The 21,090-nt window shown below is 43.2% G+C and carries 13 protein-coding genes; 7 read left to right on the top strand and 6 right to left on the bottom strand.

From position 1 onward, the window contains the following. Positions 1–14: 14 nt before the first annotated feature. The gene (locus CSW98_RS13560; protein ID WP_100801012.1) at positions 15–2,735 is read right to left on the bottom strand and encodes a PhnD/SsuA/transferrin family substrate-binding protein; all 2,721 of its coding nucleotides are present in this window, start codon (positions 2,733–2,735) and stop codon (positions 15–17) included. Positions 2,736–3,048: 313 nt separating this feature from the next. After that, complete coding sequence (gene xylA / locus CSW98_RS13555; RefSeq protein WP_100801011.1) at positions 3,049–4,368, bottom strand: xylose isomerase; 1,320 nt, start codon at positions 4,366–4,368, stop codon at positions 3,049–3,051. Between the two features lie 320 nt (positions 4,369–4,688). Between xylA and yicI the strand changes: the two genes are divergently transcribed. Beyond that, positions 4,689–7,016: an alpha-xylosidase gene (gene yicI / locus CSW98_RS13550; RefSeq protein ID WP_100801010.1), complete on the top strand. Its 2,328-nt coding sequence runs from the start codon at positions 4,689–4,691 to the stop codon at positions 7,014–7,016. A 13-nt stretch (positions 7,017–7,029) separates the two neighbouring features. After that, on the top strand, positions 7,030–8,472 hold the full coding sequence (locus CSW98_RS13545; RefSeq protein WP_100801009.1) for a glycoside-pentoside-hexuronide (GPH):cation symporter: 1,443 nt from the start codon (positions 7,030–7,032) through the stop codon (positions 8,470–8,472). 136 nt (positions 8,473–8,608) lie between these two features. Here the strand turns inward: CSW98_RS13545 and xylB are convergent, their stop codons facing one another. Then, the gene (gene xylB, locus CSW98_RS13540; RefSeq protein ID WP_100801008.1) at positions 8,609–10,063 is read right to left on the bottom strand and encodes a xylulokinase; all 1,455 of its coding nucleotides are present in this window, start codon (positions 10,061–10,063) and stop codon (positions 8,609–8,611) included. A gap of 156 nt (positions 10,064–10,219) precedes the next feature. On the opposite strand from xylB, the gene CSW98_RS13535 reads away from it, so the two are divergent. Together CSW98_RS13535 and CSW98_RS13530 are read left to right on the top strand one after the other, a co-directional pair. Continuing rightward, positions 10,220–11,398 carry a XylR family transcriptional regulator gene (locus CSW98_RS13535; RefSeq protein ID WP_100801007.1) on the top strand — a complete coding sequence of 393 codons (1,179 nt, stop codon included), beginning with the start codon at positions 10,220–10,222 and terminating at the stop codon, positions 11,396–11,398. Positions 11,399–11,538: 140 nt separating this feature from the next. Beyond that, on the top strand, positions 11,539–12,573 hold the full coding sequence (locus tag CSW98_RS13530) for an ABC transporter substrate-binding protein (protein ID WP_100801006.1): 1,035 nt from the start codon (positions 11,539–11,541) through the stop codon (positions 12,571–12,573). Between the two features lie 246 nt (positions 12,574–12,819). Here the strand turns inward: CSW98_RS13530 and pdxR are convergent, their stop codons facing one another. From pdxR to CSW98_RS13510, 3 genes are all read right to left on the bottom strand, one after another. Then, positions 12,820–14,610, bottom strand: a complete 1,791-nt coding sequence (gene pdxR / locus CSW98_RS13520) for a MocR-like pyridoxine biosynthesis transcription factor PdxR (protein WP_100801130.1) — start codon at positions 14,608–14,610, stop codon at positions 12,820–12,822. A 350-nt stretch (positions 14,611–14,960) separates the two neighbouring features. Then, on the bottom strand, positions 14,961–16,316 hold the full coding sequence (locus CSW98_RS13515) for an aspartate aminotransferase family protein (protein WP_100801129.1): 1,356 nt from the start codon (positions 16,314–16,316) through the stop codon (positions 14,961–14,963). 74 nt (positions 16,317–16,390) lie between these two features. Then, the gene (locus CSW98_RS13510) at positions 16,391–17,818 is read right to left on the bottom strand and encodes an NAD-dependent succinate-semialdehyde dehydrogenase (RefSeq protein ID WP_100801005.1); all 1,428 of its coding nucleotides are present in this window, start codon (positions 17,816–17,818) and stop codon (positions 16,391–16,393) included. A gap of 254 nt (positions 17,819–18,072) precedes the next feature. Here CSW98_RS13510 and CSW98_RS13505 point away from each other — a divergent pair, with 254 nt between their 5' ends. The 3 genes from CSW98_RS13505 to CSW98_RS13495 are packed head-to-tail and all read left to right on the top strand — an operon-like array spanning position 18,073 to position 21,066. After that, entirely contained in the window at positions 18,073–19,089 is a 1,017-nt protein-coding gene (locus tag CSW98_RS13505) for a TRAP transporter substrate-binding protein (protein WP_100801004.1), read from the top strand. Between the two features lie 50 nt (positions 19,090–19,139). Next, positions 19,140–19,757 carry a TRAP transporter small permease subunit gene (locus CSW98_RS13500; RefSeq protein ID WP_100801003.1) on the top strand — a complete coding sequence of 206 codons (618 nt, stop codon included), beginning with the start codon at positions 19,140–19,142 and terminating at the stop codon, positions 19,755–19,757. Continuing rightward, entirely contained in the window at positions 19,747–21,066 is a 1,320-nt protein-coding gene (locus CSW98_RS13495; RefSeq protein ID WP_100801002.1) for a TRAP transporter large permease, read from the top strand. Before CSW98_RS13500 ends, CSW98_RS13495 begins: the two co-directional genes overlap by 11 nt. Positions 21,067–21,090 lie beyond the last annotated feature (24 nt).

Genomic DNA, 21,090 nt, shown 5'->3' with positions numbered 1-21,090 from the left:
GGTTGTTTTTCTCCTCAGTCTGATAGCTCTTTTCCGGTGTCATCTGTCGTCGGATGGACGCTGAACGCAACCAGAGTAATATCATCATTGATAACCTCATCACCCTGATAATCTCTGAGAGCCTGAGCAAACAGACTATACTGTTGCTCCATCGGTTTATTACTGTATTGCTTAATCAACTTAACAAAGTTTGTTTTCCCGAACGGGAAACCTTTTTCACCACCGTTTTGATCAATATAACCATCGGTAGGCAGATAAAAGTTCATCGGCCGGTTAATCGGTATTTCATGGTCAGTGAACTCATACTCTATATCTGACGATTTGTAGCCGATGGAATGACGGTTGCCTTTAATGATTTCTACGGTTGTGTCATCGCTCTGATAAAGTGAACAGTTTGCTCCTGCAAAGCGGATCAGACTGTTGCGGCGGTCATAGAAAAGGATCCCTCCATCAAAACCTACATTCGATGCTGCTTCCGGTCCGTGTTGTTTCAGCAGGTTTTTAATCGAACGGTTAAATACCGAGAGCATTCTGGCTGGGCTCACTTTTTCATGATTCTTCTGCATCATGCTGACCGTATGCCGTTCAATAGCTTTAACCAACATGGTAACAAATGCCCCGGCTACGCCATGCCCGGTGCAATCAATGACCATCAGCAGTACTTCATCTTCATTGCTCATTTCTTCCAGCAGGAAAATATCGCCGCCAACGACATCTTTGGGCTGCCACAGGGTAAAAGTTTCATCGAAATACCGCTCAAATGTGTCGGTTGTTGGTATTAATACATTCTGGATCAGGGCTGCGTATTCTATGGACTCCCGTGTGCGGGAAAACATCTCTTCAAGTTGCTGATTTGCTGCTTGAATGGTCTGCTGCATAGTAAAGTATTGTTCAATCATCAGACCGACTTCATCCCGGTAAAAATGTTTCTCTTCAATCCCTTTATGATTTAATCGAAAATGGCGGATGACATCCGTCAGATAGGCAACCGGCTGATTGATTTTTTTACGCAATAACCAGTACGCCAGAAGGTTACCGAGAATAAAAATCAGGCTGAGCCCCAGCAGGTAATTGAACTGGCGGTGTACTTGTCTGGATATAGTGTCAATTTCAGCCTGGGTACGGACTTCCAGTATCGACATCATCTGATCGATAGGCAGCATAATCTCATGCTTGGCCGCATAATACTCATCGGAAAAGAGAAGGGATGTCGCTTGCTCGTTATTTCCCTTCTCTACAGCAGAAAAGGCACGTTTTTCCAGATTAACCAGGTTGTTCGAGTATTGCTCTGATTGCAGTAACCTGCGTTGCTCACTTTCGCTAAAAGGTAGGGCGTGAATGAGTGCTTTCAGAGAGCGAGTTTCTCCATCCGGGTGCCGTTTCTTTCTGGATTCTGCATTCAGATCCCAATAGATGTCCTGATAATTAACGGGTCTGGGGGCAATTCCGTTCCTGATATCCAAAATGTGTTCATATCTGCGTTTAAATTCACGGTTACTTGTTACTGCATAGGCGCGGGCATAGTGAGTCAGATCATCAGAACTCTGACGGAGTTCATCTGCAGTTGTCACCATATTAAATCGTTGTTGGCTTGCTTCTGAGAGCGTATTTTCCAGACGGTCGAGGATTAGGATTTCAACGATCAGGAACAGAATAACGGTCAGTTCAAAGGCTATCAGTAAGATATTAAACGTAGACAATTTGATATCCAGTAATCTGGTTCGCCGGTAATAACGGTACATTAATGCCCCGAACGATATCAGCAGTACCAGTGCCAGCAGGATTTCTTCTGTATTCCAGATATCTGTAAACGTAATGTCCCGTTCTTTTACCACGATCTCTTCAACCATACCGGAGTATGGCCCAAGTCCGAACTCCTGAAGCAACATGTCCACTTTGGAATAATCAAGTGGAGATGACCACCCTGCAATTCTGGCATCCAGAGCGGCTTTACTAGTTGAGGGCATGTTAAGTAAGGCCAGTAATACCTGCTGAGCGATGTCGGCACTGACCGATGGCAGGCTGGCAAACGGCCATTCAGGATAGAGGTCGGTGGAAACCAGATAAGGAAAGTCCGGATGATGTTTCGGTTCCAGAACCCGGATTTGCTCCAGACTGAGCAGATTTTCCTGTGCCATACGCTCCAGAGTGTCAGTCCGGACGGTTCCAGCATCAATACGGCCGTCCAATACGGCGTAGACGACCTGATCATGTGTTTTTAAAAATTCAAGTTGTGAGAAATCTTCCTGTTCTAATCCGTTATTGCGTAGTTCTTTACGCGCCATTACCCAACCACCAAAGGAGTTTTGTTCAACGGCACCAAATTTTTTGCCCCGTAACTGGCTTAATGATTCGATAGCGCTTTCTTTACGGACAAAAATCACCCCGCCAAAGTTGGTCAGCACTTCGTTTTTCAGGCCAAGATTTTTCAGGGTCGCAATACGGGTGACCCCAAGACTATGCTCCAGCTCGGCAAAGTAAAGCGTATTGGTTATCACAAAATCGACTTCCTGATTTTCGACGGCATCATCCAGTGCGTCAAAATCCAGCGGCACAATGGTAAACCGGTAGCCGGGAAGTTGTTCTGTCAGGTAATCAGCCGTACTTGTCCACCGTTCCAGCACTATGCTATCTCCGCGTTTACTTAACACGCCGATCCGCAATAAATCATCGGCATGGCTTGGCATGCTAATGTTTAAGCAAAGAAAAAGAGCCAGACAGAGTCGCCAGAGCATATTTTATCCTGAATTCTGATCATCGTTCTTTACAGTATAGGAAGTGGATCTCTGATGATGCCAGATCCGAATAAAGTTATTTTAGACAAACACATAGCGTGTCAGTGTTTGTTTCTTGTCTTTAATGGCTGTAAAGGACAGAGAATCTGTCATTTCGGAAGATAATTCTTTAGTACCATATCTGGAAAGAGAAATGCGATGCAGATAAGTAGGTGCGGAATGTATGGGGGGTGTATTGCAACATACCTATCCATTCCAGATAATCGCATATTCCGGTACTTTAGCCGGAATATGCGAAACAGTGTCATTAGTATTAGTCAAAGATAAAACGATTGACTATGTTTTCTAAATACTCTTGACGGCCAGATTGTTTTACTGGCTGGATATTAGCCTCAGTTGCATGCTTTGCTAAAGACTCAAGTGAAAAATCACCATTAAGGATGGCCTTACCTAAATCGTTATTCCAATCGGCATAGCGTTTGGCTACGTGCATAGATAATACATCGTCTTCAATCATTTTCGCTGCTCTGAGAAGAGATAGTGCCATTGTATCCATACCACCAATATGACCATGGAATAGGTCTTCATTATCGATAGAAGGACGACGAAGGCGAGCATCAAAATTTAGACCTCCAGTCGTAAAGCCCCCAGATTTCAGAATTTCGTACATTACTAATGTGTTTTCCTCAACACTGTTAGGAAATTGGTCTGTATCCCAACCCAGTTGAGCATCACCGCGGTTGGCATCAATAGAGCCGAATAAACCTAGTGATGTTGCTGTTGCAATTTCATGATGGAAGCTATGTCCCGCAAGAGTTGCATGGTTTGCTTCAATGTTCACTTTAACTTCATTTTCTAAGCCAAATTGTTTCAAGAAACCATAAACAGTCGCTGTATCGTAATCGTATTGATGCTTGGTTGGTTCTTGAGGCTTCGGTTCAATCAAAATTGTCCCTTTAAAACCGATCTTATGCTTATGCTCTACGACCATTTGCATTAAACGTCCAAGTTGGGTTCGTTCTTGCCTTAGATCTGTGTTGAGTAAAGTTTCATAGCCTTCTCGTCCACCCCATAAAACGTAGTTTTCACCACTTAAACGTTTTGTGGCAGCCATAGCATGGAATATTTGTGTAGCGGCATAAGAAAAAACTTTAGGATCAGGATTCGTTCCTGCACCGGCCATATAGCGTGGATGAGAAAACGCATTTGCGGTTCCCCATAGCAGTTTCATACCTGTTTCTTCTTGTTTACGCTCTAACACATCAACCATTTGTGCAAAATTTTGTGTGTATTCGGTTAAATTCTGACCTTCTGGAGCAACATCGACATCGTGGAAGCAGTAGTAAGGTACACCTAATTTTGTGAAGAATTCAAAAGCAGCATCTGCTTTCATTTTTGCTGCTTCCATGGGATTGTTTGAGTGAGCCCATGACCGGTCAAATGAAGAAGTACCAAAAATATCATGACCTTGCCAACAGAAACTATGCCAATAGCAGGCCGCGAAGCGAAGATGATCCTTCATTGGTTTGCCTAAAATAATACGTTCAGGATCATAGTATCTGAATGCTAACGGATTTCTTGTTTCCGTTCCCTCGAATCTAATTTTGTCTATATTCTTAAAGTATTTGACCATTCCATATTCCTCAATAATGTCATTTTTATATTGTTTGTATATTTCAGAATATTTATCAATTATTCAATTGCGTTTTTTTATATTTGAGTTATTCAAATTGTTTATTCTGATGCAACTTAAAGAACATAATTATTGCATTGGATTTCTTATTGTTAAGGTGTTTATTATCATTGTTGAAAATGAAAAAAGTTATTGGTGATTCAGGTCACATTTGAAAAATATCGTAAATCAATTGTTGATTTGAGCAATTTAACTTTGAATTAGAAACTATAAGAATTTTATTAAAAATAAGACTAAATCTATTGAATAAGGGATCATGTATGAAAATCAGTGATGGTAACTGGTTAATCCAAGAAAACTTAAACCTCATATCACCAGTGCATACCTTTGAGTATCAAATTGCTTCAAGTAATGAGATTGTGATTTATGTTTCTCCTATCGATGGAAAAATCAGAGAAAACCAGATTGGTTCTCCGCTCTTTACCATCACATTAACGGCTCCTATTGCTAACGTAATTGGTGTTCGTTACGAACATTTTAAGGGTAAGCGAAATAAAAAACCTCATTTTGAATTAGCAAAATATGATATCGAATTTGAAGTAACTGATTCTGAGGATGTCCTCATTGTCAAGAATGGTAATTTAGAAGCTCATATTGCAAAGAACATTTGGGGAATAACTTTCTACCGAGATGGTGTAGAAGTGACTAAATCAACCGCTAAATCATCCGGTTATGCAGTAGATAAGCAAGCCGGGAAAAATTATTTTTTTGAGCGGTTGGATCTTGGCGTCGGTGAGTTAGTGTATGGACTTGGTGAGCGTTTTACGGCTTTGGTGAAAAATGGCCAGCAAGTAGAAACCTGGAATAAAGATGGTGGTACAAGTACAGAACAAGCTTATAAAAATATTCCTTTCTATATAACAAACAAAGGATATGGTGTATTTGTTGATCACCCTGAAAATGTTTCTTTTGAAATAGCCTCAGAAAAAGTGTCCAAGGTTCAGTTCAGTGTTGAAGGTGAATACCTTTCCTACTATGTCATCGATGGTCCTACAGGAAAAGATGTACTCAATAATTATACTCAGATTTCTGGCCGGCCAGGGTTACCACCAGCTTGGACATTTGGTCTTTGGTTAACAACATCATTTACTACTAATTATGATGAAGCTACGGTTAATTCATTTATTGATGGAATGATTGAACGTGATTTACCCCTTCATGTATTTCATTTTGATTGTTTTTGGATGAAACCATATCAATGGTGCGATTTTCAATGGGACGATAAGACATTCCCTGATCCTGAAGCCATGCTAACGCGTTTGAAAGCAAAAGGACTGAAGATATGTGTCTGGATAAATTCTTACCTAGGTCAAAAGTCACCATTATTTGAAGAAGCAGCACAAAAAGGATATTTGCTTAAAAATCTTACAGGTGATGTGTGGCAGTGGGATCATTGGCAAGCAGGTATGGGGATTGTTGATTTTACCAATCCTGAGGCTTGTCAGTGGTATGAGTCTCATCTAGAACGACTTATTGACATGGGGGTTGATAGTTTTAAAACCGATTTTGGTGAACGTATTCCGACGGACGTTCAGTGGTTTAATGGGGCATGTCCTCAGAAAATGCATAACTATTACACCTTCTTATATAACGAATTGGTGTACCGGGTTTTAGAACGTAAATTAGGGCAGTATCAGGCCGCTTTATTTGCTCGTTCAGCCACGGCAGGTAGTCAACAATTTCCGGTTCACTGGGGAGGGGATTGTTATGCAACTTATGAATCCATGGCTGAAAGTTTACGTGGCGGACTCTCTTTAGGTCTGTCTGGTTTTGGCTTCTGGAGTCATGACATCGGCGGTTTTGAAAATACGGCACCAGCTCATTTGTATAAACGTTGGTGTGCTTTTGGTTTACTTTCAAGTCATAGTCGTTTGCATGGCAGTAAATCTTACCGTGTGCCATGGGCTTATGATGAAGAATCTTGTGATGTAGTGCGAAGCTTCACTAAATTGAAGGCAAATCTGATGCCTTATTTGTACTCCATGGCTCATCAAGCCAAAGAGACTGGCATACCGATGATGCGTGCAATGTGGCTTGAGTTTGAAAATGATCTCACAACACACACCTTGGATCTTCAATATATGCTTGGTGATAGTTTATTAGTTGCTCCAGTTTTCAGTGAAAAAGGCGATGTTAGTTATTATTTGCCTGAAGGGGAATGGACTCATTTACTCACAGGAAAAGTAGTTAAGGGTGGAAAATGGCATAAAGAAACTTATGATTTTATGAGTTTACCTTTGTATGTTCGACCTAATACTTTATTGGCTTCTAGCATTAATCAGACTGAAGTTGACTATGATTTTATTGCAAATGCACAATTTCATTTATATCAATTATCTGAAGGATGTACAGCACACAGCAAAATTATCAATTCTGATAATAAAAAAGAAGTTAATGTTTGTGTGACACGTAATTTAACAGAGTTAGAAGTAACTATTGAAGGCGAAATAAAAAATTTAACTTTATATTTACATGGACTAAAACCATCGTCTTTAAGTATACCTGGTATTATTCAAGGCGACAGGGTTTCATTGGAATCAATAACAAAAGCTGAGATATGTCGCTTCCAAATTAATTTAGAAGCATAAAAGGAATAATTTGATGAATAGTTTAATCCAACCTACACAAATAACAGAAAAAATTTCGGCTAAAGAAAAAATTGGCTACGGTATGGGGGATGCTGCTAGCCATATAGTATTCGATTCTTGTGTCGCAATATTAGCCTATTTTTATACGGATATTTATGGTCTATCTCCGGCTATTATGGGAACGATGTTTTTAGCAGTGCGTTTACTTGATGCATTTACTGACCCGATTATGGGAGCAATTGCTGATAATACGGTCACTCGTTGGGGACGTTTCAGACCATATTTGCTAATTATAAGTATACCATTCGCTATTAGTACTATATTGGTATATACGGTTCCGGATTACGATGAAACGGGAAAAATTATTTTTGCTGTCACAACTTATGTATTTATGACATTAATGTATACAGCTATTAATATTCCTTATTGTTCTTTAGGTGCAGCAATTACTGGTGCGCCCAAAGAAAATATGTCACTTCAATCGTATCGCTTTGCTATTGCACCGATTGGTGGAGCATTGGGGACAGCTGCTATCCTACCGTTGGCTGATTATTTATCGCCGGGTGACCGTGCTGCTGGTATTCAATTGGCGATGACAATTTTTGGTGGGATTGGTTGTTTAATGTTTCTGTTCTGCTTTGCATTTACTAAAGAACGAGTTCAGCCTATAAAAGAAGAAAATATGGACATCATTCGAGATCTGAAAATATTGGTTAAAAATGATCAATGGCGTATTCTCGCGGTGTACAACTTCACTATGCTGGTATCTTTAGTTATTCGAGCGGGTATGATTATTTATTATGTTACTTATATTTTAAATAAAGGTGCAGATATTGCATCATACTTCTTACTTGGAACAACGATATTTAGTATGTTTGGAAGTATTATTGTTAAACCATTTAGTGATCGTTTTTGTAAGATTCAACTATCTATATGGAATAATATTTTACTTGGTTTAGCTGGGTTGTTGTTCTTTGTTATACCTGGGGATTACTGGATTGTGGCGCTTTGTCTATATTTATTCCTACAGGCACTGCAAGGTGCAAATGGTCCTTTACAGTGGTCAATGATTACAGATGCTAATAACTATGGAGAGTGGAAGACTGGTCGTCGTATCACCGGTATGAATGTGGCTGCAAATATTTTTACTATAAAACTAGGTGTGGCTGTAGGTGGAGCATTGATAGGCTGGGGATTGGCGTGGTTCGGTTTCCAAAGTGCGGTGGATGGTGAGCCTGTGAAACAAACACAAGAAACGCTGGATGGTATTTTGATTATATTTACTGTATTCCCAGCAATTCTTTATATAATTACAGGTATATACCTGAAAATAAAACAATATAATCTAACTGAAGGTAAAGTGAAAAATATCATATATGACTTGGAACATGGTCGTTTCTGCGATGAAATTGGTGAGCCAGTGGCACAGACAGTAAAAGAAAACGTTACAGCATAGTTTTTAAATATAGGGTTCCAAATTTATATTCTTTGGAACTTTTTAATTATAAAATGGTGTAATTTTTCGAATAATAAAATTAATTTTTTAGATAATAAAGCCATCGTAAAAAAGATGGCTTTATATTTATTCTGTATTATTGACTGATAGATTTTAGTTGTTGATAAATACGTCGATATTTGACATATTTTTGCTGATATTTTTCATTCTCCAGAGGGTCGGGTGTATGAGACTGGATAAGATCAGGAACTGTACATATCTCATGGATTGGTAGGGAATTATCAATCGCAAGCCTGGCTAAACGAGCTGCGCCAAGAGCCGGTCCTACTTCTCCTCCTTCTCTGAACATGAGTTTTATGCCGGTGATATCTGCCAGCATTTGTCGCCAGTAAGGGCTCCTGGCACCACCACCAATTAACGAAATTTCATTGGGTATTATCCCAACGTCATGAACAGCAGCAAAACCGTCAGCAAAAGCAAATCCTACACCTTGTAATACCGCTACCGCTAAATCAGAACCGGAAGTTTCATGCGTCATTCCCCAAAAAATTCCCTTTGCATTTGGATCGTTATGAGGGGTTCGTTCTCCTGATAAATAAGGTAAAAAGATAACCTCTGAATCAGGGTTACTGTTTTTCTCTGCGTCTTCTAATAATTCGGCAACATTCTGTTTTCCTGTTAGTTTCACTACCCAGTCAAGACAGGATGCGGCACTGAGTATTACAGACATACCATGCCACGTTTTTGGTAGTGCGTGACAGAAGCTGTGAAGTGCTGACTCAGTATTAACCACCATTCCATCACTAACAGCAAAATAGACACCCGAAGTACCCAATGAAAGCATTGCTTCTCCTGGTTTAGTGACACCCACACCAATAGCTCCTGCTGCGTTATCACCGGCTCCTGCCACGATAGGGACTTGTTTCATTCCCCAGCGAGATGCTAAGTTTTCGTAAAGATAACCGGTAACTTCACTGCCTTCATAAAGCTTAGGCATATTGTCTTGAGTCAATCCGGATGCCTGAAGTAACTCATCATTCCAGGTGCGGGACTCAATATCCAGCCACATAGTACCGGCAGAATCTGACATGTCTGAAGCGAAATCTCCACTAAGCTTAAAACGTAGATAATCTTTAGGTAACAGAACCTTAGCAATATTAGCGTGGTTATTCGGTTCATGTCGTTCCAGCCATTTTATTTTGGGAGCCGTAAATCCGGGCATCATAATATTACCGGTAATGGTTCGGCTATTTGGCACTATCGTTTCAAGTAAGTCACATTCGTGGCTGCACCGTCCATCATTCCATAAAATTGCTGGACGGATAATATTGCCGCTTGGGTCTAATGTGACAGCTCCATGCATTTGCCCAGATAAACCGATAGATTCAATTAGTGATAAATCTGTTATTTTAGCTAGCTCATCCATAGCATTACAAGTCGCCTTCCACCAGTCATTTGGGTTTTGTTCTGACCATAAAGGTTTTGGACGAGATATAGTTAGTGGTTTTGTTACATTTTCTAGAATTTTCCCCTGTCTGTTTAGTACAATAACTTTGACTCCGGATGTGCCTAAATCGATTCCAATAAACATACTAATACCTCATTTGATAGTGGGTTATATGATCAAGGGGTGAATGGATAGTCTCAATTACGTTTTTTGATTACTGTATTTATAGATTTTATCTGTTTGAGTTTTATCACAAACACATGGTACAGATTGCTATAACTTGCCAGAGGAGGGGTAGTTATGAACACAAAATATAGGATTTCCCTACTCTTTAATGCTAATAAAGTTTATGACCGACAAGTTATTGAAGGTATTGGAGAATATTTGCAAGCCAGTCAATGTAACTGGGATATTTTTCTGGAAGATGATTTTACTACAAACTTAGACAGTTTTTCTAACTGGAGCGGTGATGGAATAATTGCGGATTTTGATAACCCTGAAGTCATAAAACGGCTGTCTCATACCGGTATTCCAGTCGTTGGTGTGGGCGGATCTTATCAGAATGAGGTGGATTATCCGGATGTTCCTTACATTGCTACGGATAATGTAGCAATTGTAGAAATGGCTTTTGAGCATCTGAAATCTAAGGGAATTCAAAATTTTGCTTTTTACGGATTGCCGGATAAAAATTATCAGCGATGGGCTACGGAAAGAAAAAAGGCATTTGAAACAATTGTAGCTCGAGAGGGATACAATGGAGCTGTTTATCTGGGTAATGAAACTTCACATCAGAGTTGGCAGTACGATATGAATCGGTTAGCCGATTGGATTCAGCGTCTACCTACTCCAACTGGTATTATTGCTGTAACTGATGCACGAGCGAGACATTTGTTGCAAGCATGCGAGCATCTTAATCTAATGGTTCCCGATAAAATAGCCGTTATCGGTATTGATAATGAAGAGTTAGCTCGCTATCTAACTCGGGTTTCTCTGAGTTCGGTTGGACAAGGTTGTAAGTCAATGGGGCATCAGGCTGCGAAATTATTGCATCAGCTGTTAACAAAAGATGAACCGGATACTGTGACTCGGCATGTACGGAAATTAGTTCCTCCCACGAAAGTATATCAACGACAGAGCAGTGACTTTCAGGCGCTTAACGATCCATATGTAATACAGGCTATGCACTATATTCGCCAAAATGCTTTTAGGGGAATAAAAGTGGAACAAGTATTAGATTATGTTGGAATTTCGCGTTCGAATATGGAGACGCGATTTAAAGAAGAAAGAGGACATACAATTCATCAAGAAATACATAATGCTAAACTACATAAAGCCAAAAGCTTACTTGCTGCTACTGAACTTCCCATTCAGGAAATCGCTGATATCTGTGGGTATCCGTCATTACAGTATATGTATAGTGTATTTAAAAAAACCTTCAATCAGACACCAAAGGATTTTCGACTAAGTAATGTAAATTAGTAATCTTTAAAAGAAAAATGCTCACGTTAATAACAATTACTACTCGTAACGATTAATATATTTTTCTTTCCATACCTTGAAACTTGCGTAATTATGCGTTCGAACCCAGTATGGTGCTGGTATCGTTTGGATAGCAAGCTATGAAAAATTTACTCAAAGGACTGATCTTAAGCACATTTTGCTTTACCGCTCTCGCGCATGCCAAGAATGAAGTGTTAAATGTTTATGCCTGGGGTAGTTATTTGCCTGAAGCATCACTAAAAGCGTTTGAGAAGCAGGAAAATGTGACCGTTAATTACTTAACTTTTGAGAATAACGAGTCGATGTATACCAAGCTCAAATTACTCAAAGGGTCGGGGTACGATGTTGTCTTTGCATCGGCTTACTTTATCGACAAGATGGGACGTGAAGGTCTGCTGACTAAACTCGATCATAGTAAAATTCCAAATATGCAGGACACCATGGATGGACTGCTGGGGCAAGCTCATGATCCGAATAATGATTATTCTCTTCCATATATATGGGGTGCTACCGGTATTAGTTATAACGAAACTATGATTAATGCACCGGTTACCCGCTGGGCCGATTTGTGGGATGAGCAGTACGCACAACAAGTGATGTTGATTGATGATATTCGTGACGTATTTGGTATGGCACTTAAGCTCAATGGCTATAGTATTAACACCAGAAACGAAGAGGAAATCAAGAAAGCCTATGAATCTCTGGTTGCGTTGAAAGACAATATATTACTTTACAATTCAGATGCACCTCAGATGCCTTATGTCTCAGGTGAAGCCACCATTGGCATGCAATGGAATGGTAATGCTTATCAGGGGCAGGCCGAGATGCCGGAATTGAAGTTTGTTATGCCGGAAGAAGGGGCGGGATTGTGGATGGATAATTTTACGATTCCTTCAGGCAGTGAGCATAAAGAACTGGCGCATAAATTTATTAACTTTATGTATGAACCGGCACAGCAGGCGGAAATTGTGACCAGTATGGGGTACGCATCGGCAACGAAAGCGGGCCGGGCTCTGTTACCGGATGAACTGAAAAATAATCCGACTATTTTTCCTGCGGATGAAGATATTAAAAAAGGCGAGTTTCTTAATGATGTTGGTCCGGAAGCACTGGCCATTTATGAAAAATACTGGCAGCGCTTAAGAACACAATAATCTGATGGTTGAATGGAGCGCAAAGCGCTCCATTTTGTTTTATGCGTTTTATCGATGAATTACGCTATAACATGACGTTAAACGGAGAATCCGTAGTGGCTTCCATCCGGGAGTTCAACATCAAGGCGCAATTTACCACCGGAGGCTTCAATTATTGATAGCTGAATAAAATACAGATGGGATGCAGTTAAGGAATTTTCATTCCGGTTATAACTAATTTTGCTTTGTAGAGGGAAAAACTGACAGTTAGCTTATAGGCGCTGCCAGTGAGGCATCTCCAATTGAGAAGCCGTCTTCACCAAAACGTTTTAGTGTGGTGCCGCTCTGGATTACCGTGATTTCCCTGACATCGGAGAACTGCCAGTTGCGCCACTGGTAATAGAGCTTATTGTCCTTGATCCACCAATAGCCTTCATCAGTGTCGTTGGGCCTTTCGGATACCCCGGTCAGTTTTCCGTCTGGCTGGAAAGTGATCTGGTAGGGAATATTAAAGCAGTCTTTGGTATACAGGGTGCAGCCGGACAGCAGATCCCGCAGCCTCTGACTGTTCAGCCGGATGCCATCGGTCTCCTCCAGCCTCAGAGTCGGCATAATACGTTTAGCCAGTTTAGATAACTGTTTTATGCCTTCTCGGATATGTTCGGTACGGATTGACTGAAAACTTAATCGGAAACTGTGCGTATTTGCTGTGGACATATAGTAGCGGGTACCGCTGTTGATCAGAATGCCGTGAGCTTCCGCCACCTTTTGTAGGGTTTGTGCATCGAAGCCTTCAGTGTAATTAATCCAGAAAGCCGTACCGGCCAGCGAAGGGATCACTCCGGATTGCGGGAAATAGTAGTTGAGGGCTTTTTCCATCGTCAGCCATTTTTCCCGGTAACGTTTCAGCATCTTCTGCACCAGAGCATCGTAGTAGCCGAGGCTGAGAAACAGAGCCATAGTCTGGCAGTTATTCTTCGGTGGCAGGCTGTGGGTACGCATCTGCAGTGATTTAATCTGTTTGATCAGCGGCTCTGAAGCCACAATGTAGCCAAGGCGTAATCCGGGGGCGATAGTGGATGAAAAGCTGGAGATATAGATAATGCGTTCACTGTTATATTCCCCCCTGAGAGCAGGGCAGTGATCTTCTATATAGCTGATATCGTGTTCAAAATCGTCTTCGATGATCAACATGTCCTGTTGTTCGGCTTTTTCCATCAGCTGTTTTCTGCGCTCGGCAGATAACCTGACGGTCGTTGGGAATTGGTTGCTGGGCGTTGTGTATACCAGTTGGCACGGATCCAGCCGTTCATTGATCTGCATACCATGAGCGTCCACATCAATAGGCACTATGGTGGCCCGGCGGGTCTGAAATTGTTGCAGAGCTTCCGGATAACCGGGGTTTTCCATACCGATAGTGCTGTAACGGGAGACCAGCAGCTTGGAGATAAGGTACAGGCTGTTCTGACAGCCAAAGGTAATCGCAATTTGTTCCGGCTGAACAAAGATCCCCCGTTTAGGCAGTACGCGGGTTCTTATCTGTTCAATCAGATCATTGTAATTGCAGTCGTTAGACGTCCAGGCTTTGTTATTTACCCGGTTCAGTGACTGGATGCTGCACTTACGCCATTCTGATGCGGGGAAAAGCTTTTCATCGACCATACCGTTAATAAACTGGTAGCTGGCGTTACTCAGGTTGTTGTGCTGTTCATGACTAAGCTGTCGGGGTTCGGTCAGCAGATATTTATTCCAGTTCAGATTATCCGGAGAGACATCGGAGCGAGGCGATTCCGTTTTCGGTGACAGTTCCAGATCCGGATTTACAAAGTATCCTTTGCGTTCTACCGGGATCAGCAACCCGTCTTCTGTCAGTTGTTCGTAAACTCTTAGAACGGTATTACGGGAGACTTTCAGGCTTTGTGCCAGCTTGCGTGAAGAGAGCAGACAGGTATCTTTAGGAATAAATCCTTCGGATATCGCCTGAGAAATACTACCGCGGATTTGATCCTGCAGCGTTCTGTTATCACTCGGGTCTAGTTGTATATAACGTTGAAGCATAGGGTCTGATCTCATCTACCGGTTACCGGAGCGCTGAATGTGACTTCGAACACTGCACCAAGCTGGTGAATATCACCGATATAGGGCGCTTTTTTTGTACAACAATCAGAAACTCGAGAGTAAAAGTGCTTTGCTGCCATACTTGGGGGTAATACGTATACGCACTAAAGCAAACATCTTGCCAGTATGAGTGAAATCACCTGGCTGATATTTGTTCTACTGAATGCTAAGGATGGTTTGAGAATGGGAAAGACTGGATCAGGAAGAGTGCTGCTCGCATTTTACGAGGTTATTTTTCCCGGCTCCGTTTAACAAAACCGGAGCCGGAAGATGGTTTCACTTAGTACGGTTTATTGATTGGTGAATGCTTCTATGGCGGCTTCCATAATGGTAAGGCCAGCCTCCAATTGCTCGTCGGTAATAACAAGAGGAGCAAGGAAGCGAACGACATTGCCGAACGTACCGGCATTTTCAATAAGAAGTCCTTTCGAAACGCATTCCTGAACCAGATAGTTAACCATTTCAGGGTAGGGTTCTTTGGTGGTTTTGTCTTTAACCAATTCAAGCCCGATCATTGCGCCCAGTCCGCGGATATCACCGATGTATGGGTTGGTTTTCATCCATCTGGAATACCGTTCGGTCACGATTGAGCCAATTTCCTGAGCACGCTCGGCCAGATTATCCCGCTCCATGATTTCGATAACCTTTAAAGCCGCAGCACACGCAAGGGCATTACCACCGTAAGTACCACCGATAGTACCTGCCGGAGCGGATTCCATAATATCTTTGCTGGCAGTCACGGCACTTAACGGGACGCCACCGGCAATAGATTTTGCGGTGGATACGATATCTGGATAAACCCCGGCTTCAGCCCAATAATCAGTTGCAAACATTCTTCCTGTTCTGCAGAAACCGGTCTGAACTTCATCGGCGATAAGCAGGATGCCTTCTTTATCACAGATTTCTCGCAGCATTTTTACCCATTCAACCGGTGCCGGAATAAAACCGCCTTCACCCTGAAGCGGTTCTAAAACAATGGCCGCCACTTCACTGGCCGGAGAGGCTTCTTCAAATACTTTTTCAATTTTTTGTCTGTAGAAGGCCAGCATTTCTGCCGAATTCATCTCTTTTTCAGCACGATACAGGTAAGGATATTCAGCCCGGAAGATACCGCCGGGTAATGGTCCCATGCCTTTGGCATAAGCCTTTTTGGCTGTCATGGACATGGTGAGAAGCGTTCGGCCATGGAAGGCACCAGAGAAAACAATAATGTTAGAGCGCTTGGTATAGGCTCTGGCCAGTTTTACCGCGTTTTCATCCGCTTCCGCACCACTGTTGGCAAAGAAGGTTTTTTTCTCACTGCCTTTTACAGGAACAATGGCATTTAATTTCTCAGCAAGAGCAACGTAGCCTTCATGAGTGACAATGTTGAACATGCCGTGGAAATATTTTTCAGACTGTTCTTTCACAGCGGCAACGACTTCTGGGTGACAATGACCGATATTCAGAACACCAACACCACCGATCCAATCAAGAATATAGTTACCATCCAGATCTTCAATCATGGCGCCTTCCGCTCTTTTCATCGCGACCGGATAAACACAACGGACAGCACTCGGATTTGCCTGGTTTCTTCTTTCCTGAAGAGCCTGAGTGTTAGGGCCAGGAAGGGCAACGTTTATTTGCGGTAATTGATCTTTTAACATTCCGTTTTCTCCTATGATTTTCATCATATATTCCTTTGCAATCTTTGGTTTTAACGCTTTGATATTTAAATGAATCAAAGGCCACCAAAGCAGAGATACTTGATATTCATGTATTCGTCGATGCCCTGTTTGGCACCCTCCCGGCCAAAGCCGGACTGCTTGACTCCACCGAACGGAGCAACTTCGTTGGAGATAATGCCTTCATTAATTCCTACCATGCCGAATTCCAATTGTTCGGCGATATGGAAAGCCCGGTTCAGTGTACGAGTGTAGAAGTAGCTGGCCAGCCCGTAGATGGTGTCATTGGCTTTAGCGACCAACTCTTCATCGCTGCTGAAACGGATGACTGGTGCGATAGGGCCGAAGATTTCTGTCTGTACGATATCCATATCCTGAGTAATATTGGTCAGAATTGTTGGCTGGACAAAGAGGCCACCCAGATCTTCACCGCCAAAGGCGACTTCTGCGCCCTGTTCTTTTGCCTGATGGATATAACCCAGCACATTTTCTTTGGCTTTTGCGTCAACCAGCGGGCCGATTTGCACGCCGGGGTCAATACCATTTCCGACCTTCAGGCTGGCAACGGCAGTAATAAATTTATCGACAAACTGATCGTAAACCGCATCCTGCACATAGAAACGGTTTGCACAGACGCAGGTTTGTCCGGCATTACGGAATTTGGAGGCAATCGCTCCTTTTACCGCTTCGTCGATATCGGCGTCGTCGAACACGATAAAAGGGGCGTTGCCACCCAGTTCCATGGAGGTTCGTTTGACACTGTCGGCACACTGTTTGATTAACTGGCTGCCAACCTGAGTTGAGCCGGTAAAGGACAGTTTCTTGATGTCCGGATGGGAGCAGAAGATATCCCCTACAGCGACAGAAGAATGATTATTAACCATGACCAGCAGATCCTGTGGGATCCCGGCCTGATAAGCCAGTTCAGTAATCGCGTAGGCAGACAGAGGGGTCTGATTGGCCGGTTTTACGATAAAACTGCATCCTGCCGCCAGAGCGGGGGCGGCTTTACGGGTGATCATCGCGGTAGGAAAATTCCACGGTGTAATGGCTGAAGCCACGCCGACTGGTTGCTTGATAGTCATGATGCGTTTGTCACCGGTCGGGGCGGGAATGCTATCGCCATACGTGCGTTTGGCTTCTTCGGCAAACCATTGAATAAACGAGGCTCCGTAGATAATTTCGCCTTTGGCTTCGGCCAGCGGTTTTCCCTGTTCCAGCGTCATAATACGAGCCAGATCATCGCTGTTTTCAATCACCAGATCGTACCATTTTTTCAGCAGCGCAGACCGCTCCGCAGCCGGTCTTGCCGCCCACAATGTCTGAGCGATCTTAGATTTTTCGATCAGGGTATGAATTTCTGCAGGCTGCAGTGAGGGGATATATCCGATCACCGCATCGGTAGCCGGGTTGATTACGGCGATAGCATCATCATTGGCATCGCAGGTGGCATTTAGCAGGGTTCTATTCGTAATACTGTCCATATCTGACTCTCTGAAACGTAAGTAATCTGGGTGCTGTGATGGTGCAAATTCCTTTTTGCTGTCACGGGCACCTTGTCAGAAGTGATGTTATCGACAAAAAAATACCAGCCTTAGTACCAGTTAAATTAAACCCATGGTACCAGAACCAGTCGGATTGAAACTGGTACCATCTGAATCTTCCGACTGGTTCTGTTGCTGTCTTTTTTCGTTGTTCATATTGAAAGGCAGAACAAAAAACAGGAAGAGGACGTTCTATGTTTGGTTTAAAAGGAAAGAAATTACTGAAAAGTGTGTTGGCGGTATCTCTGGGTGTGAGTGCTCTGACTGCTTCTGTCGCGACTTATGCGGCTGACTATAACTGGCGCTTTGCCAACCTGTACGGTCGTGGTACTGCGTTTGGTGAAGTGTATGAAAATCTGGCAGAGAACATTGAGACAATGTCAGGCGGACGCATTGCAGTACAGGTTCTGTATTCCGGTGAAGGTGTTGGTACTACCGGTATTCTGAATGCCGTGAAATCCGGCCTGATTACTATGGGGGCACCATTCCAGTCGATGCATGCTGGTGAATTGCCTGCGGGTGTGGTAGAGATTGGTCTGCCGGGCGGAACTGATGATGTCGGTGAACTGTCTACGCTGTTCCATGAGAGAGGCTGGTCAGATGTACTGAAAAAAGCCTATGGTGATCAGGGACTGGTCTGGTTGGATCCTTACATTCAGCCACCGGTATATATCATCACCAAAAAAGAAATCACTTCTATCGATGACTTCAAGGGTATGAAAATCCGTGCGCCGGGCGCTTATGGTAAATTCCTGCGTAATCTTGGTGCGTCACCAGTGTCTCTGGCATGGAGTGAAATTTACACCTCTCTGGCTACCGGAATTATCGATGGCTCTATCGGTTCCAACATGATTGACCACCGGGATGGTAACCATGTTGAAGTGGCTAAGTACATGTATCCGCTACCGCTGGCTGGTGCTCAGGTACTGCCAATTATTGTAAACAACAGTGCATGGAATAAGTTGCCTGAGGATCTGCAAGCGATCGTAAAAGCAGCAACAACCATCCATGCACAAGAGCAGATGACCAAATCCATCTTGTGGGAATCCGAAGCGATTGCTGATATGGAAGCGAAGGGTCTGAAATGGAGTCCAGCTCCTTCTGAAGCGGACAAACTGGCATGGAAGCAGGCGGGTAAATCTCTGGCAGCAGAGTATGCCGCTGAAGACAAATACTCCAAGCAGTTGGTGGATATTCTGGAAGGTAAATAACGGATAACACAGGGTGAGCTTCGGCTCACCTTGTCTGGTTTGAGGTGCTTATGTTGGAAAGAATATTATTGCTGTACTGCCGCGGTGTGCGTTATATCGTGAAGCGTATCGGGGAATCGGTTTCCTATCTGATGCCTGTGCTGGCCGGTATTGTTGCTTTTGAAGTGTTTGCCCGTTATATCCTGGATGCCCCTACTATCTGGGCTTACGATGTATCCCTGTTTCTGTTTGGCTATATTTCTGCACTTGGCGGGGCTTATGCGCAACAGAAAGGATCGCATATCAATGTGGATATTTTCTATGCAACCGTGCCGGAGAAGGTACAGCGGCTGTTTAATCTGGTGACTGGTATCTTAGCGATCGGTTTTCTGCTCATTATGGTTAAAACCTGTGGTGAACATTTTCTGGAAAGCCTGAAGCTGAACTATCGTACCCAGAGTGAATGGGCACCGGCAGTGCATCACTTCTGGCTGATGATTACGGTTTCTGCCGCTATTTTCGTTGCGGAGTATTCCGTCCAATTTATCGATAATCTGTTTTATCTGCTGACCGGCAGGATGCTGGTTTTGGATGACTCAGAGTTCGAATCCGCCATGGCTGAACAGCCTTTCAAGGTCGATTCGACAAAAGTAGTAATGAAGGCCAAGGAGAGTGCCAATGAGTATTGAGTGGTTAACCCTGATTTTGTTGGCGTGTATTCTCGCTTCCTTTGCCTTAGGGGCTCAGGTTGGTCTGGCATTAGGCGCAATAGCCATGGGTGTGGGTTATGTTGTCTGGGGAGAGGCTCTGTTTAATATTATCCCGACTACGGTTGAGTCTACTTTCTTTAACTTTATTCTTCTGGCTATTCCGCTTTACATCTATATGGGACAAATCCTGACCCGTTCCGGGATTGGTGATGCCATGTTCAATGCCAGCCAGTTGGCTATCGGCCGTGTCCGTGGCTCTCTGGCAATCAGTGTTATCGGCGTGTGTTCGATGATCGGAGCCATGGTTGGTATTATCGGTGCCGGAATCATGACCTCCAGCAGTATCGCTTTGAAGCCGATGCTTGAGCGTGGTTATGACAAGCGGCTGGCACTGGGTGTGATTATGGCCGGTGGATCGCTGGGGATCCTTATTCCGCCTAGTATTCCTATGATTATGTTTGCTTCGGCAACGCAAAACTCTGTCGGTAAGATGTTTCTGGGCGCGATGGTTCCGGCTCTGATTACTATTACTTTGCTGATCAGCTACGTGGTGATTTCTTGCAAAATCAGACCGGAAAGAGCCCCGCTGGATGCCGATAACGAGATTGAAGTGCCGAAAGGATATGAACTGTTCCGAACCATTCGTGACGGTGCTTCTTCTCTGCTGCTGATTGTTGCTGTGCTGGGCAGTATTATTGCCGGCATTGCAACGCCGACAGAATCCGGTGCGATCGGTGTCGTCGGAGCGATTATTCTTTCTATTCTGTTCAAACGCTTTAAGCCTGCCATCATTATGAAATCCGGGTTGCAGACTGCGACTCTGGTCAGTGTGGCAATGTGGATTATTCTGGGGGCTTCGGTTTTCAGTAACTTCCATCTGCTGATGGGGGTACAGAGTATGGTGGCCGGATTTGCGCAGGATATCGATCTGCCGCCGATTATGATCATCATTATGTTCCAGATCATTATGTTGTTGCTGGGTTTTGTGATCGATGAGTTTATTATCGTACTGATGTGTGCACCGATCTTTACGCCGGTTGCTGTGGCGTTGGGCTATGATCCGATCTGGTTCGGGGTACTGATGATCCTGAATATTGTTATCGCGGTACAAACTCCGCCATACGGTTTTGCTCTCTTCTATCTGAAAGGGATAGCGCCGAAAGGCATCACCATGATGGATATTTATAAATCGGTCACGCCATTTATTCTGGTACAGCTGGTGGTTCTGATTATCTGTATGCTATTCCCGGATATTGTGACCTGGCTACCGAACAAAGTGATGGGTTAAACCTGTTTGTCCATTGGGGAGAAG

This window comes from Vibrio sp. HA2012 (genome assembly GCF_002812955.1).
GTDB lineage: Bacteria > Pseudomonadota > Gammaproteobacteria > Enterobacterales > Vibrionaceae > Vibrio.
This window is presented reverse-complemented; position numbering and strand designations above follow the sequence as displayed.